We start from the raw sequence: 13,386 nt of genomic DNA, 5'->3' as shown, positions 1-13,386 counted from the left end.
AACCAGCGGCACTGGCGGTTTGACGCGGCCTTGCCGTTTCCACGAGTAGCTTCGGAGTCCATTCGAACCTCCGAGGCTTCATCACCATGGGCAGAAGAGCACCAAGCGTGCTGATCGATGACGAGAGCATACGCAGCCTTGAATTGCTGGTGCACGAGTTGCCAGCCAATGGCCATGTCGTGCTGCTTCTGCGCGATGGCAGCAGTTGCGACGGGGTGGTCACCGTGCGGCCGAGCTTGCAGGTATTCCGCGACCATGATGATCGCGAGGGCATCAATGCCGAAGTGCAACTGGAGCGACCCGATGTGCCGGAGTGGCACCAGCGGATCTGGCTGGACCAGATCGTGCAGGTTGAACATCTCGATTCGTGCATGGCCAGCGAGAGCTGACCCTCCCGAGCAGTTGCGCACGTGCGCGGCACGTTCCAAGCTGTCGGCCAGCCTCCGACTGGATTGACACCGATGAACCACACACTTCGTCTCGGCTTGTTGGGCGCCGCCTGCAGCGGCCTGTTGCTGGCCGCCTGCTCGCAACAGCCTGCCGCGCCGGCGCTCTCCGCCGATCAGCAAAAGGCACAAGCCGACGCGGCCGCCGCGCAACGCACGCTCACTACCTATCGGCAGTTGCTGAAACTTCACAACGACGAAATGGTGGTGACGATGGGCAAGGACATCGTCAGCCGTTTCCCCGGCAGCGACGCGGCGAAGGAAGTGCAGCAGACGCTGCCGGCCATCGAGAAGCGCTATGAAGCGAATCGCGAGAAGAATCGCCTGGCGGCGCTGTGGACTTACCAGGTGGCACCAATGGCCGGCGGCACCCAATCGACCGCCAGTATCTACAACACCCAGCATGGCGACGACGACCAGGTGCGGCTGATCCTGCGCCGGCATACCCGCTGGGGCCAGAGTGCTTTTCTGTATGGCAGCAAGCCCGGTTTCGTGTGTCGGGGAAACTGCACCATCACCGGCAAGGCGGATGGCAAGCCGGTGCAGATCAAGGCCTTCAAACCCGATGGCGGCGAGCCCGCGCTGATGATTCGCGATGACAAGGCTTTCATTGCCCTGCTCAAGAAGACCCGGAAACTCGATCTGGATGTCACCATGCTCGACGGCAAGAAGAACGAGACGCTGGTCTACGAGGTGGGCGGATTCGATCCGGCGAAGTGGAAGCCGCTGGACAAGTCGCACAAGAACTAAAGTCGCCCGCTCGGGTCCCAGACCTTGAAGCGGCAGGCAAGTCAGCGTGAATGGACGTGCAGGTGCACCATGCAGGCGGTTGACGCGTTGTCAGTCGAGCATCCGGAGGAGGTCTTGTCATGTCCAAACAAGGTTTGTTGACAATCGTCGTACTGGCTGCCGCATTGGCAGCCTGTTCCAGTGTGCCGTATGCACAGCGTCAGCAGCAGCGACAGGAGGCCTATGCCGCCGCGGCCGAAGCGCCGGTGCAGAACTTTCACTTCTTCAACCTGTGGTCGTGGGAGCCGCTGAGTGACAGCGAACTGGTCGTGTACACGCGACCGGATCGGGCATGGCTGCTCGACGTGGACGGCACGTGCCAGAATCTGGAGTTCGCACAGGCCATCGGGCTCACCTCCAGCATCGGCCGCGTGTGGGCCCGATTCGACAAGGTGCTGACCGGTCGCGGCTACATGCCTTGCACGATCACCCGGATTCGGCCGGTGGACGTCAAGCTGTTGCGGATCAAGCAGGAGGCACAGCGCAAGATCGATGCGGAGCCACGGCCCTCGACGATGCCCGCGTCCGGAAGTTGAGCCTGGCGCGGTGCTCCTAACGCACCACGGTCACCGGCACGTGCGCGCGTGCCAGCACGTTGTCCGACACCGAGCCGAGCAGCCAGCGTGCCAGCGCTCCGCGCTCGGTGTGGCCGATCACGATGTGGTCGATGCCGTGCTGATCGACCTGGCTGAGCAACACGTCCCCCGGGCTGCCGTGGGTCAGCTCGACATCCACCAGGTCGGCTGCATCCGGCATGATCGTGGTCAGTTCCGCCAGTAGTTCCTGCGCACGCTGCGTGCCGGAGTCCGCCATCATCAGCGCACATGCATCGGCGCCCCCTTCGGTCACCTGCAGTACCGACACCACGCGCACACGACCATTGCCGCAGCGTGCCAGCTCGACGGCAAACTGGAATGCGCGACGCGAAGCCTCGGAGCCGTCGTAACCCACCAGTGAATACTTGACCATAGCGCTGTTTCCCGCAGGCCAGCTGCCGAGATTCGCCGGGTTTCGGCAGTTGTTTGGCGATGTGACAACCCTACGGCGTCGGGCCGCGTTCAGGCAAGGCCTGCCGAGGCGATCCGGGCCTGCAGCCTGCTTCCGGGGTGTCTGCAGGGCCCGCTCCCCCGCGCGCAACCTGAACGTCGGTCCGACCTTGTGCACGCCGTTGTCACATCTGCGTGCACAGGATTCCCCCGTCAAGCGGTGGCTCGGCGACCAGTCGAGGTGCGTCGATCCGCGATGATGAAAACCATCCCGTGAGCAACGAGGAGAAAAGCGATGATCAAGCGAACTGTTGGAATGGCTGCGCTGGTGCTTGCCTGTGCCAGCGCGACGACCATGTTGCCGGTGAGCAATGCGCGGGCGGCCGACGCCAGCGTGAAATGCGACCTGGTCTACAACCTGTCAGGCTGGTCGCTGATCTACAAGCAAGCCGAAGGCACTGGCACGGTGACCTGCAGCAATGGTCAGCGCGCCAACGTCAAGATCAGCGTGGTCGGGGGCGGCCTCACGGCCGGCAAATACCGCATCAATAACGGCAAGGGCGAGATCAGCAACGTGCATGGCATCAAGGAGGTCTTTGGTGACTATGCGCAGGCTGGTGCAGAGGCCGGCGTGGTGAAGAGCTCGCAGGCGCAGGTGTTGACCAAGGGCACGGTGTCGCTGGCGTTGGCCGGCACCGGCGAGGGTGTCAACCTGGGTATCTCGGCCGGCAAATTCACCATCAGTCCGCGCTGACCTGTTCCCGACATGAGTAGCCGCAAGGGCGCCCAGGGCGCCCTTGCCCTTTGGTGTGGCGGTACACTGCAGCGACGGAACCGGATTCCACCACGGGAGATTTCGCCATGCGCCGCCTTGCCTGCCTGCTCACCCTGATGCTGACATGTGCATGGGTCATTCCTGCCTTGGCCGCCACGCCCCAGGTCGGCGAAACCGCCCCGACCTTCCGCCTGCAGGATCAGAACGCACACTGGCGCAGCCCGGCCGACTACCGCGGCCACTGGCTGGTGCTGTACTTCTACCCGAAGGACTTCACCCCCGGTTGCACCACCGAGGTATGCAACTTTCGCGACGACATCACCAAGCTGCGCAAGGCGGGGGCCGACGTGGTGGGAGTGAGCCTCGACGACGTCAAATCGCACGCCGACTTCGCGGCGAAATACCACGTGCCGTTTCCCCTGCTGGCCGACACCGATCATGCAGTGGCCACCAGCTACGGCGTACTGACCTCCTACAAGGGGCAGCACTATGCCAAGCGAACCACATTCCTGATCGACCCGCAGGGCCGGATCGCCAGGGTCTACGTCGATGTCGATCCGGAAAAGAACTCGGCACAGGTGATGACGGACCTGGCTGCGCTGAAGGCATCGCGCTGATGCCGGTGGCGGTACGTGCCGAACCGCTGGTGCGGGAACGCGGGTTCGCCCTCTGGCGGGTGGTGGTGTGGCTGCTCCTGCTGCTTGCCGCGTTCGGTTGCCTGCAGTATTTCAGCCACGCGCAACTGCTGTGGAACCAGCGGCAGGTGCTGGCGTCCAACGCGACCGCGAGTGCAGCCCTGCACGGCATGCTGGCCTGGGACATCGCCTATCTGCTGGCCGCGTTCGCGGTGATCGTGTTGTGCGCCGGCTGCATCTTTCGCCAGACCTGGGCCCGCCCCGCGCTGCGCGTGGCCGCCGGCCTGCTGGCGCTGTGGATGCTGGCAAGCGGAATCACCCTGCTGGTGCAATGGCCGGCCTTCGAGCGCGCCAGCACCGAGGCGCTGGGCCAACTGCACGACGACGTGGCTTTGCGACAAGCCCTGCTGCACGCGCGCCACAACTACCTGGCCGCGCTGGTGCTCAAGGCAGTCGCCGTGCCGGTGCTGCTCTGGCTGAGCTGGCGGCTGGGTGCGTCGGTGGTGCGTGCGCAGTTTCGCCCGCGACGCTGAATCCGGCATTTGCGCACCGCGTATGCGCGGGAGCAGACTTCCCCAGGGTGTTCGATCAAGGAGAGACGAGTGATGAAGCGTTTGCTGTTGGGAGTCTTCTGCGTGGTGTTGTCGGGTGCGGCGCTGGCTGCCGGGCCGAGTGCTGTACGCGAGCATGTGCAGGCGAGCATGCTGGTCACCGGCTGGATCACGGTGACGCCGGATGGCAATACGAAAAGCTTTGCGATTGATCACGCCGAAAAACTGCCGGCGAGCGTGGTCGATCTGATCGGAAAGAATGCGCCGACGTGGCACTTCTTTCCGGTGCTGCGAGATGGCAAGCCCGTGGTGGCCAAGGCGCGGATGAACTTGCGTATCGTGGCGAAGCCGCTCGGGGACAAGAAGTACGCACTCAGCATCGCCGGCAGTCATTTCGGCCAGCCGTCGGCGAAGGACGAGTCCGGCGGCGAGAGTATCGCGGTCAAAGAAATGAGGCCGCCCTCCTACCCGCCGTCCGCGGCCCGGTTGGGGGTGTCGGGCACGGTTTATCTGGTGCTGCAGGTGAACCGCCAGGGTCAGGTGGATGAGGAAGCCGCCGAACAGGTCAATCTGGACGTGATTGGCACCGATGCCGCGATGCGGCTATGGCGCAAGGTGTTGGGTGAGGCTGCCGTAAACGCGGCGCGCCACTGGACGTTCACTCCGCCCACGGCGGGGCCGGGAGCGGCGAAATCGAGCTGGCAGGTGAGGATGCCGATCAGGTTCACGCTCAGCGGGAATGGCAGGCGTGACGTGGACAGAATCTACGGCAAGTGGCATGCCTACGTGCCGGGGCCGCGGCATGTGCCGGCCTGGATGAACGAGAGCGAGTCGAGCGGCAGCGCCGACGCGGCGGTCGCCGGCAAGGTGGCCGAGGTCGGCAGCGGATTGCGTTTGACCACCCCGCTCAACGGGGCCTGAAGGCGCCGCGTGTTCAGCCGCCATTGGCACGCGGGCAGGTATCGCTGGACAGCCTGATTCACGGAGCTTCTTCGATGCGTTCATGGTTGTCCGGCGTCACCTTGCTGTGCGTACTGGTGGCTGCGCCGCTGCATGCCGAGGACCTCGGCAACGTTTGCCACGCCACCAGCAGCTACGACCTGACCTTGAGGCCGGATGGCAGCGTGCTGTTCGATCGCACCTCGCCCGCACCCACGCAGGTCGAATTGCTTCATGGCGATCTGCGCACTGATGGTGTTGCTGTCGCGCTCAATGCCGAACAACAGGACCGCATGACGCTGTTCGAACGTGACTTGCGTGCGCTGATTCCGCGCGTGCGTACGGTGGCGGAAGAAGGCGTGGACATGGCGGTCCGCGCGCTGCGTGCCGAGGCGGCGGGACTCGGTTTGAGTGCGAATACGCGGGCCGAACTCGATCGTCGCCTGGACACGCAGTCGGCCGAGCTGAAACGGCGCATCGCGAACAGCCACAGTACGCACGACTGGCAAGGCGACGCCTTCCAGCAGTATGCGAACCAGATGATCGGCGAGCTGATGCCACTGGTCGCCGCGGACCTGGGCCAGCAGGCGGTCGATGCGGCGCTGGCTGGCGACCTGCAGGCCGCGGCGAGCTTGCACGACCGCGCCAGTTCGCTGGCCATCGACCTGCAGCCGCGCCTGCAACAACGCATGCAGGCCTTGCGTCCGCAGATCGAGGCCCTGTGTCCGGCGGTCCAGCGCCTGGGCCGCCTGCAGCAAGGCGTGCGCGACAACCGTGGTCAGCCACTGCAACTGCTTCAGATCGGTCAATAAGCGCTTTTGCGCCGCTCCGGTGGCGCGGGTTAATGCCCGACTCAGTCGATAGCAGCCACCATGGACGCATGAAGCTTTCGGCCACCCGGGCGCAAGTCGCGTTGCCGCCACCGGCGGCGCACGCGATATGGCGCGACCTGACCCAGCGCAGCATCGATCTGCATCAGCTCTATCAGCGTGCGCTTCGAACCAGCGAGCCCGGCTTGCGCGCGGTATTGAAAGACAATGCGCAGGCGCTGGAGTTGCTGATCGGCGAGCTGCAGGCGCAGGACAGCGCCGGTGACGAGTCACAACGCGATCATGGCAGCTGGCGCGGCGCCGCGAGGCGTCAGCTTTGTTGCTGGCGGATGCGTATGATGGCGCGACAGGATCGTGCCTGGCTGCTGCGGACCCTGGCACATCAGGGTGGCGATTTGCTGGAATCGTTCGAGGCCTCCATCGCGCAGCTTCCGGCCGAATCGGCACGCGTTTTGTGTCGTCAACTGCCGCGGTTGCGGGGCATGCGCCAGGACATGCAGTGCCTCGTCGGCGGCCCCTGGTGAGTGCCGGCATGACCACCGACGCCAACAACATACTCGACTTCTGGTTCTCCCCAGCCCATGCCGCGCAGTGGTTTGCCGCGGACGCGGGCTTCGACGAGCAGATCCGCCAGCGTTTCGGCAGCGAGGTGGAGATGGCAGCGCAGGGGCGACTGGATGATTGGGCTGCCAAACCGGAAAGTTGGCTGGCATTGTTGATCCTGCTCGACCAGTTTCCACGCAACCTGTATCGCGGCAGTGGGCGCGCCTGGGCTGCCGACGTCAAGGCACAGCGCGTCGCGCTGTCAGGGCTCGACGATGGTTTCGACCGGTGCTTGCCCGCGCTGCAGCGGGTGTTCGCCTACCTGCCGCTGGAACACGCCGAGGACATGGGCTTGCAGCAGCGTTCCGTGCTCTTGTTCGAGGCCCTGTACGCGCAAGCCGCCGCCGGGGAGCGCGAGCGCTTTGCCACTTTTCTGGACTATGCTCGGCGACACCGCGACGTGATTGCGCGTTTCGGGCGCTTTCCACATCGCAATGCCGCACTGGGACGTTCCAGCACGCCGGAGGAGGCGCAGTATCTGGCGCAACCCGGCGCGGGATTCTGAGCGAAGACGCTCGCGCGGCCGGGAAGCCCTCATCCACCATCGACCAGGGAGCAGGTCATGCGCATGTACCTCATCATCGCCTTGTTTGCCTTCAGTGCTGCCACGCACGCCTCCAGTACCTTGCGGGTGGGCAGCCATGTACTCACTGCTGGTGACAGCCAGGAACGGGTCACCGAATTGCTGGGCAAGCCCTCCTCGAAATCCCGTCGGCATCGCTCGCATCGTGCTGCTCGCCACCGTGGCGGAGTCCGGGTGATCGACAGCAACCAGGGTGGCGAGCAGTGGCGCTACCATCGCAACGGCCATGTCACGGTGGTGACCATCGTCGATGGCCGCGTCACGGAGATCGAAGACCGGCGGCTCTGAGCCCCGTCCTTCGGCGTGGAGCGGATGGCCGGCTTCGGCTGGCCCGGTGCGATTTGCTCATTGCGCGCGGCATGGTCGATGATGCGGGTGGCTTCGGCCGCTCGGGAGATCGAGATCCACTTGAACAAGCTCAATGCCGAACAACTGCGCACGCTGTGGCATGGGGTGCGCAAGACGCTGCGGGTAGACATCTGGTTCCCGCAGATACCGCTGGCCGTGTTGATGTGGCTGGGCGGCGTGTGGCTGCTGCAGGCGGACGTGGGCCGCAACTGGCAGCACTATTTCACCCAGATTCTTGACGGCTCGCTGAACATGCCGCCACGCATGCTGCCGCCGATCCTGATCGGCGGCGGCATGCTGACCATGGCGCTGGGCCTGTTATGGCGCTCGCGCATCGCCTGGGTGATGGCGATGCTGCTGGTGTTGACCGCCGCCATCAGTACGCGTTTCGGCGCCCACGCCGATGGGTATGCGCTGCTGGTCTATTTCGTGGTGGTGCTCGGTGCGTTGCTGTTCGCCTATCGCCATTTCGATCGCGCCAGCGTCGCGGCAAGCACGCTGTTCGCCTTGACGTCGGTGGCCATGCTGGTGATGTATGCCACCTTCGGCAGCTATTACCTCGGTGCGCAATACCGGCCCGCCATCACGGACCTGGTGACTGCCTTGTACTACTCGATGGTGACCATGAGCACGGTCGGCTATGGCGATATCGTGCCGCTGACGCCCGAGGCGAAGCTGTTCACCGTATCGATCATCGTGCTCGGCGTCGCGGTGTTCGCCACGTCGTTGACCGCAGTGATCGCGCCGATGGTCAGCCATTCGCTGCAACGCATCGTTTCTCGCAAGGGGCGTCACATGAAACGCGAAAAGCACTTCGTCGTCATCGGCAACACCGCGCTGGCGACGAACACCTGGCGCGAGCTGGTTCGTCGCGGTCGACCGGTGACCCGGTTGTTGCGCAAGCAGCCGGATGATATCGACGCGGACGAGGTGGACCTGGTGATAGGCGACCCGGGCAATGTCGACGTGCTGCGCCAGGCCGGCGTCGACCACGCGCAGGCCGTCATGGCCATGATGGATGACGATTCGGAGAATGCGTTTGCCATCCTTGCTGCGCGGGAACTCGGTGGTGGCGCTCGTACCGTGGCCGCGCTCAACGACGGGCGACACCGCAACCGCATCAAGCTGGCGCAGCCGGACGTGGTGATCGCGCCGCAGTTGCTCGGCGGCGAGTTGCTGGCGATGCTGCTGACCGGCGAGGAGGTCACTTCCGACTTCGTGATGAAAAGCGTCTTCCAGGATCTGTCGGCATCGGCGGAGGGTCCGGCTGCGCCGGGACCGACCGCAGTCTGAGCGCGCGGAGCGGATCGCGTGCTTTCCATGCCGAATCTTTCATGGCGGGTTTGCTAGGCTTGCCCGGTTTTTCCACAGGGGCTGAATACCATGCACGATTTTCTTTCGAGGCTGCTCGGCGCCAAGGTTGCCGACAGCGTCACCCAGGGCGGCTTGAACCTCTTGCTGGCACTGGTGATCCTGCTGGTCGGGATCTGGCTTGCCGCGCGGCTGGCCAATTTCTTCCAGCGCGCAATGCAGCGCGCATCGGTGGACGTCACCCTGATCGGCTTCCTGCGCAAGGTGGTGTACGGGCTGCTGATCGCGGTGGTCGTGGTCATTGCACTGAACAAGGCCAAGGTACCCACGGCGCCGCTGGTTGCCGCGCTGGGCGCCGCCGGTCTGGCCATCGGCCTGGCCTTGCAGGGATCGCTCAGCAACCTGGCGTGGGGTGTGCTGCTGGTGATTTTCCGGCCGTTCCGGGTCGGTGATTTCGTCACAGCAGGTGGCGTCGACGGCACCGTGGACAGCATCAGTCTGATGCACACCATGTTGGTGCTGCCGGATGGGCGCGAGGCGATCGTGCCGAACGGCAAGGTAGGTAGCGATGCGATCCTCAACTACAACCGCCGCGGCACGCGTCGTTTCGAATTGACCGTCGGCATTGGCTACAAGGACGACATCGGCGTCGCGATGGCCGAGATCAAGCGGCTGTTCGAGCAGGATGAGCGCATACTGGACGATCCGGCGCCCGGCGTATGGACGTCCGAACTGGGCGAAAGTTCGGTCAACCTGATCGTGCGCGCCTGGACCAGGCCGGGTGATTTCTGGTCAGCCAAGACCGATTTGTTGCGCGCGATCAAGGAGCACTACGACGCCGCCGGCATCAGTATTCCGTTCCCGCAGCGCGAGCTGACCGTGCTGCAGGGCAAGCTGCCGGACCCGGCAAAGCAGGGCTGATCACCCGGCGTCGCGACCGCGATGCCAAACAGTCATTGCAGCGTGACGGGGCGCCGGTTGTCGCTCGAGACCTTGTCGATCAACTCGTTGTAGGGATCGATGCCGGCCTGCGCCGGCTTGCCGTCGACGGTGACGGTGATCGTGCTGTCGCCGTCCTTCACTGTCCGCTTCTCCAGGTACAGCGGCTTGCCATCCTTGCCGGCGCCGGGTGAGGCGGCAAACACGCCGATGTCGATCGGGAAGTCGACCTTGCCTGGAGTCTCCCTGCCCTTGCCGTCGACGTAGACCTTGCCGGCATGCACCTTCATGGTCACCTCGTACTTGCCGTCCGGCAATTTCTTCGCGGTGGCGGAGGTCATGCGGTTGTCGAACAGGGTGATCTTCCAGAAAAAGTCGTTCAGCATCGGCTGCCACTTCGGCCCCAGCGCCTTGCTCAGCGCGTCCATGAATTCCTTCGAGGTCGTGTAGGGCGGGTGCTGGAAGCCCTTGTCGATCAGGAATTGCTTCAGCATAGCGTCGAGCTTGTCCTCGCCGACGTAATCCTGCAGCGCATAGAACACCATCGAACCCTTGCGGTAATGGATGTAGGCCTGGTTCTCCACCTTCGCCAGCGGCTCCTCGGCCACTTTTTCCGTGGCACGGCCGGCGAGGTAGGCGTCCAGTTCGTACTTCAGGAACTTGCGCATCTGGTTCGCGCCGTACTTGTGCTTCATCACCATCAGTGACGAATACTGTGCCAGCGATTCGCTGAGCATGGTCGAGCCTTGCATGTTCGCGCCGATCACCCGGTGCGCCCACCACTGATGCGCCACTTCATGCGCGGTGACGTCGTAGACGTAATCCAACTTGCTCTTGTCACGCAGGTCGGCGATGAAGCCGATCGATTCGGAGAACGGAATCGTGTTGGCGAACGACTGCGCGAACGTGGCGTAGCCGGGAAATTCGACGATACGCAGCTGCTTGAACTGGTACGGCGTGTAGTGGCTGTCGTAATAGTCCAGCGAATCACTGGCGCTTTCGATCATCCGGTCCACGTTCCAGGAGTGTTCCGGGTTGTAGTAAACCGAGATCGCCACGCCGTCGTGATCCACGCTCTTCACCTCGTAGCGCGCCGACAGCCAGGCGAAGAAATTCAGCATCGGCTGTTCCATCTTGTAATGGAAATAGCGCCGGCCGTTGGTCGTCCATTCCTTCTGCAGCGTGCCGGGTGCCAGCGCGATCTGGTCGGCGGCGGTGGAGACGGTGGTGTCGAAGCTGATCCAATCCGCATCGTTGCTGATGTAGGTGTTGGCGCGCGCCTTCTCGTCACCCAGCGGCGGCATGCGTGGCACATCCACTTTCAAGCCGTACTCGCGCCGGTCGTTGCGGTCAGTGAGCTGCACCTGGGGCTGGTAGCCGAACTGCGGCATCACGCCGTTGTTGAAGAAGGTGCCGTTGTGGGCCAGAAAGCTGCCGCTGGCGCTGTTGGTGAAGCCCCTGGGCGCGTACTCCAAGGTGAAATCGAACGGCATGGATGCGCCCGGTGCCAGCGGCGTGCTCAATTTGTAGACGGTGAACTTGAGCTCTTTGTCCGCGCTGACAATCGAGTGCGGCGCGAACTCGAGCGACTTCACCTTGAAGCCGTCGGTGAAATTCACATACAGCTCGCTGATCGGCGTGTCGTGCTTGTTGACCAGGGTGTAGTGGCCACGGATTTCCAGCTTGCGCTGGTACGGATAGATGTCGACGTTGGCCTGCACCGCGGTGATCCGTGGTTGCGGCGCGTCCTTGTACCTGGCGTATTTTTTCTCGTAGTCGGCACGCTCGATTTTCTGCGTCGTGCTGCTCTTGAACTGGTTCAGCACGTTGGTGTTGTAGTAGATCCAGCCGCCGCTGCCGATAAAGGCGAGCAGGCCAAGGGCCAGTGTGGCTGCGGCGGGAACGCGCAGCCGGGCAAACGCCTCGCGCACGCGCTCGCGGCCCGATTGGCCGGTGCCGCGCACCCAGAACAGCGACGCCAGCACCAGCAGCACCACCGCGCAGGCGGCCCAGTAGAAGTCGAACCACAGCACACCCTTGAGGAAGTGGCCGTAGCCGTTGAGATCCGAATACGGCGCGCCCGGCGTGGCGCCGTAGTTGTAGATGTGCTGTTCCCAGTGCAACAGGTCGAAGCCGATCGCGCTCAACACCAGCCAGACGATGGTCAGCAGATAGCCGAGGAACTTGTTGTTCGATACGACTTGCAGAAATACCGCCAGCACGGCCAGCAGCGCGAACGGAATCGCCTGCAGGGCAAGCGTTTCCAGGTACAGGCCCAGCTCCAGATGGGTGTAGCCGTGGCTCAATTGCCAGCCGATGCCGACCGCGGCGCCGACCAGCAGGAACACGCCGATCACCGCCAGCAGGGCGCCCAGCTTGGCGGTCAGCGGCACCCAGTCCGGCACCGGGAAGGCGTCGCTGACTTCCGCCGAGCGTTGGCTGCGTTCGCGCCACACCAGCTCGCCGGCGTAGAAGGTGATGATGATGTACAGCAACCACTGAAAACCGCCCTGGATGTTCTCCAGCACCTGGTGCGTCACCGGATACGTCGCGGTGCCGTAGATCTGGCCGGACAGCAGGAAGGCGCCGAACAAGTTGGCCAGGCCCAGCGCCAGCATGATCAGGAAGGGCGCGCCACGCAGCACGGCCAGCGTGTCGAAGCTGAATTGCGCACGCAACTGCTGCAGATGGGTGCGCAGGTTGTCGGTCAGGGCGACCTTGGGCAGGGTAAGCGCGACGGCGAGCGCTTGTGGACGCAGCATCGGTGGTTCGGCGCGCTTCTTCCGGCGTGGCAGCTTCAGGCCTTCGCGGTTGGGTCGGAACAGCAGCGCGCTGGCGCCGAGCATGGCCAGGCTCACACCGATCCACAGCAGGCGGTTGAACAACAGCACGCCGCTCAATGCAGGAAGTACGTGATTGGCCTGGTCGGCCGACCAGTAGCGCGTGACGATCGCCAGGGTACGGCCGCCGAACGGGTCGACCATGGCGGCGAGGTAATGATTGTTGACGTCCTTGGTCAGCTGGCCCACGACGCTCTGCAAGACGAAGTACACGATCACGCCGATATAGGTGGCGAGCAGCGAGCGCGTGGTGGTGGCCAGCAGGTACAGCAGGGCGGCGATGAACAGCATGTCCGGTATCACCATCACGCCGAACGCCCACGCATAGCCATGCCAGTTCGCCGGCCCGAGGCGCGCCGCGTCGATCCACGGCATCATGCCGCCCAGCGCGATGCCCAGTGCGCAAACCAGCATGATCGCCAGCGAGGCGGCGTAGCCGGCGGCGAAGCGTCCGCCCAGATAGGCGCCGCGGCTCATCGGCGTGGCGAAGAACAGCTCCGAGGTGCGCTGGTCGAAATCCCGCAGCGCGGCGGCGGCAACAAAGATCGTGACCAGAAAGATGCTCAGCACCGTGAGCACGCTGAGCAGGCGCACGATCACCAGCGGCGAATTGCGCAACACGTTGCCGCTGGCGCCGCCGATGATGACGGCATCGGTGCTGGCCAGGGCGAAGGCGAGCGCGCCAAAGGCGAGCGCCACGATCCAGAACAGCGGTGCCTTCAGCTGTTGGCGCAGTTCAAAGCGGAGAATCTCGGCGAACATGGATGATCCTGTCTGGCGTAGGAGCGCAGCTTGCGCGCGAAATTCGAGA

The 13,386-nt window shown here is 64.1% G+C and carries 15 protein-coding genes; 13 read left to right on the top strand and 2 right to left on the bottom strand.

What is annotated here, in order from left to right; translation table 11 throughout:
- The first annotated feature begins 86 nt into the window (after positions 1–86).
- From AC0L58_RS14300 to AC0L58_RS14290, 3 genes are all read left to right on the top strand, one after another.
- Positions 87–389, top strand: coding sequence for a DUF3247 family protein (locus AC0L58_RS14300; protein WP_473684516.1), 303 nt, complete (start codon positions 87–89; stop codon positions 387–389).
- Positions 390–461: 72 nt separating this feature from the next.
- Entirely contained in the window at positions 462–1,196 is a 735-nt protein-coding gene (locus AC0L58_RS14295; RefSeq protein ID WP_473684514.1) for a hypothetical protein, read from the top strand.
- A gap of 119 nt (positions 1,197–1,315) precedes the next feature.
- On the top strand, positions 1,316–1,771 hold the full coding sequence (locus tag AC0L58_RS14290) for a DUF6491 family protein (RefSeq protein ID WP_473684512.1): 456 nt from the start codon (positions 1,316–1,318) through the stop codon (positions 1,769–1,771).
- A 16-nt stretch (positions 1,772–1,787) separates the two neighbouring features.
- On the opposite strand, the gene AC0L58_RS14285 is transcribed toward AC0L58_RS14290, so the two are convergent.
- A complete protein-coding gene (locus tag AC0L58_RS14285; RefSeq protein ID WP_473684510.1) occupies positions 1,788–2,204 on the bottom strand; it encodes a universal stress protein in 417 nt (138 codons plus the stop codon).
- A gap of 312 nt (positions 2,205–2,516) precedes the next feature.
- On the opposite strand from AC0L58_RS14285, the gene AC0L58_RS14280 reads away from it, so the two are divergent.
- From AC0L58_RS14280 to AC0L58_RS14235, 10 genes are all read left to right on the top strand, one after another.
- Complete coding sequence (locus AC0L58_RS14280) at positions 2,517–2,975, top strand: hypothetical protein (RefSeq protein WP_473684508.1); 459 nt, start codon at positions 2,517–2,519, stop codon at positions 2,973–2,975.
- Between the two features lie 107 nt (positions 2,976–3,082).
- Entirely contained in the window at positions 3,083–3,613 is a 531-nt protein-coding gene (locus AC0L58_RS14275) for a peroxiredoxin (protein WP_473684506.1), read from the top strand.
- Positions 3,613–4,164, top strand: a complete 552-nt coding sequence (locus AC0L58_RS14270; RefSeq protein WP_473684504.1) for a hypothetical protein — start codon at positions 3,613–3,615, stop codon at positions 4,162–4,164. The genes AC0L58_RS14275 and AC0L58_RS14270 overlap by 1 nt, the downstream gene beginning before the upstream one ends.
- Positions 4,165–4,236: 72 nt before the next feature.
- Positions 4,237–5,103, top strand: a complete 867-nt coding sequence (locus tag AC0L58_RS14265) for an energy transducer TonB (RefSeq protein ID WP_473684502.1) — start codon at positions 4,237–4,239, stop codon at positions 5,101–5,103.
- A gap of 74 nt (positions 5,104–5,177) precedes the next feature.
- Positions 5,178–5,933, top strand: a complete 756-nt coding sequence (locus AC0L58_RS14260; RefSeq protein WP_473684500.1) for a DUF2884 family protein — start codon at positions 5,178–5,180, stop codon at positions 5,931–5,933.
- A 68-nt stretch (positions 5,934–6,001) separates the two neighbouring features.
- Positions 6,002–6,475 (top strand): DUF2383 domain-containing protein, encoded by a 474-nt coding sequence (locus AC0L58_RS14255; RefSeq protein ID WP_473684498.1) that lies wholly within the window; start codon positions 6,002–6,004, stop codon positions 6,473–6,475.
- Between the two features lie 8 nt (positions 6,476–6,483).
- Positions 6,484–7,059 (top strand): DUF924 family protein, encoded by a 576-nt coding sequence (locus AC0L58_RS14250; protein WP_473684496.1) that lies wholly within the window; start codon positions 6,484–6,486, stop codon positions 7,057–7,059.
- Between the two features lie 57 nt (positions 7,060–7,116).
- Complete coding sequence (locus AC0L58_RS14245; protein ID WP_473684494.1) at positions 7,117–7,425, top strand: DUF2845 domain-containing protein; 309 nt, start codon at positions 7,117–7,119, stop codon at positions 7,423–7,425.
- A gap of 120 nt (positions 7,426–7,545) precedes the next feature.
- Positions 7,546–8,778, top strand: coding sequence for an ion channel (locus AC0L58_RS14240; RefSeq protein WP_473684492.1), 1,233 nt, complete (start codon positions 7,546–7,548; stop codon positions 8,776–8,778).
- 90 nt (positions 8,779–8,868) lie between these two features.
- Entirely contained in the window at positions 8,869–9,717 is an 849-nt protein-coding gene (locus tag AC0L58_RS14235; RefSeq protein ID WP_473684490.1) for a mechanosensitive ion channel family protein, read from the top strand.
- Positions 9,718–9,749: 32 nt separating this feature from the next.
- Here the strand turns inward: AC0L58_RS14235 and AC0L58_RS14230 are convergent, their stop codons facing one another.
- Positions 9,750–13,337: an ABC transporter permease/M1 family aminopeptidase gene (locus AC0L58_RS14230; protein ID WP_473684488.1), complete on the bottom strand. Its 3,588-nt coding sequence runs from the start codon at positions 13,335–13,337 to the stop codon at positions 9,750–9,752.
- Positions 13,338–13,386 lie beyond the last annotated feature (49 nt).

It is taken from the genome of Rhodanobacter sp. G2-10 (assembly GCF_055809185.1).
The sequence above is the reverse complement of the archived record's forward strand: the minus strand, read 5'-3'. Positions and strand labels throughout refer to the sequence as shown.

Bases quoted from the DNA above. Each gene is read 5' to 3' on its own strand.
- AC0L58_RS14300 (WP_473684516.1), top strand. From the start codon at position 87: ATGGGCAGAAGAGCACCAAGCGTGCTGATCGATGACGAGAGCATACGC.
- AC0L58_RS14295 (WP_473684514.1), top strand. From the start codon at position 462: ATGAACCACACACTTCGTCTCGGCTTGTTGGGCGCCGCCTGCAGCGGC.
- AC0L58_RS14290 (WP_473684512.1), top strand. From the start codon at position 1,316: ATGTCCAAACAAGGTTTGTTGACAATCGTCGTACTGGCTGCCGCATTG.
- AC0L58_RS14285 (WP_473684510.1), bottom strand. From the start codon at position 2,204: ATGGTCAAGTATTCACTGGTGGGTTACGACGGCTCCGAGGCTTCGCGT.
- AC0L58_RS14280 (WP_473684508.1), top strand. From the start codon at position 2,517: ATGATCAAGCGAACTGTTGGAATGGCTGCGCTGGTGCTTGCCTGTGCC.
- AC0L58_RS14275 (WP_473684506.1), top strand. From the start codon at position 3,083: ATGCGCCGCCTTGCCTGCCTGCTCACCCTGATGCTGACATGTGCATGG.
- AC0L58_RS14270 (WP_473684504.1), top strand. From the start codon at position 3,613: ATGCCGGTGGCGGTACGTGCCGAACCGCTGGTGCGGGAACGCGGGTTC.
- AC0L58_RS14265 (WP_473684502.1), top strand. From the start codon at position 4,237: ATGAAGCGTTTGCTGTTGGGAGTCTTCTGCGTGGTGTTGTCGGGTGCG.
- AC0L58_RS14260 (WP_473684500.1), top strand. From the start codon at position 5,178: ATGCGTTCATGGTTGTCCGGCGTCACCTTGCTGTGCGTACTGGTGGCT.
- AC0L58_RS14255 (WP_473684498.1), top strand. From the start codon at position 6,002: ATGAAGCTTTCGGCCACCCGGGCGCAAGTCGCGTTGCCGCCACCGGCG.
- AC0L58_RS14250 (WP_473684496.1), top strand. From the start codon at position 6,484: ATGACCACCGACGCCAACAACATACTCGACTTCTGGTTCTCCCCAGCC.
- AC0L58_RS14245 (WP_473684494.1), top strand. From the start codon at position 7,117: ATGCGCATGTACCTCATCATCGCCTTGTTTGCCTTCAGTGCTGCCACG.
- AC0L58_RS14235 (WP_473684490.1), top strand. From the start codon at position 8,869: ATGCACGATTTTCTTTCGAGGCTGCTCGGCGCCAAGGTTGCCGACAGC.
- AC0L58_RS14230 (WP_473684488.1), bottom strand. From the start codon at position 13,337: ATGTTCGCCGAGATTCTCCGCTTTGAACTGCGCCAACAGCTGAAGGCA.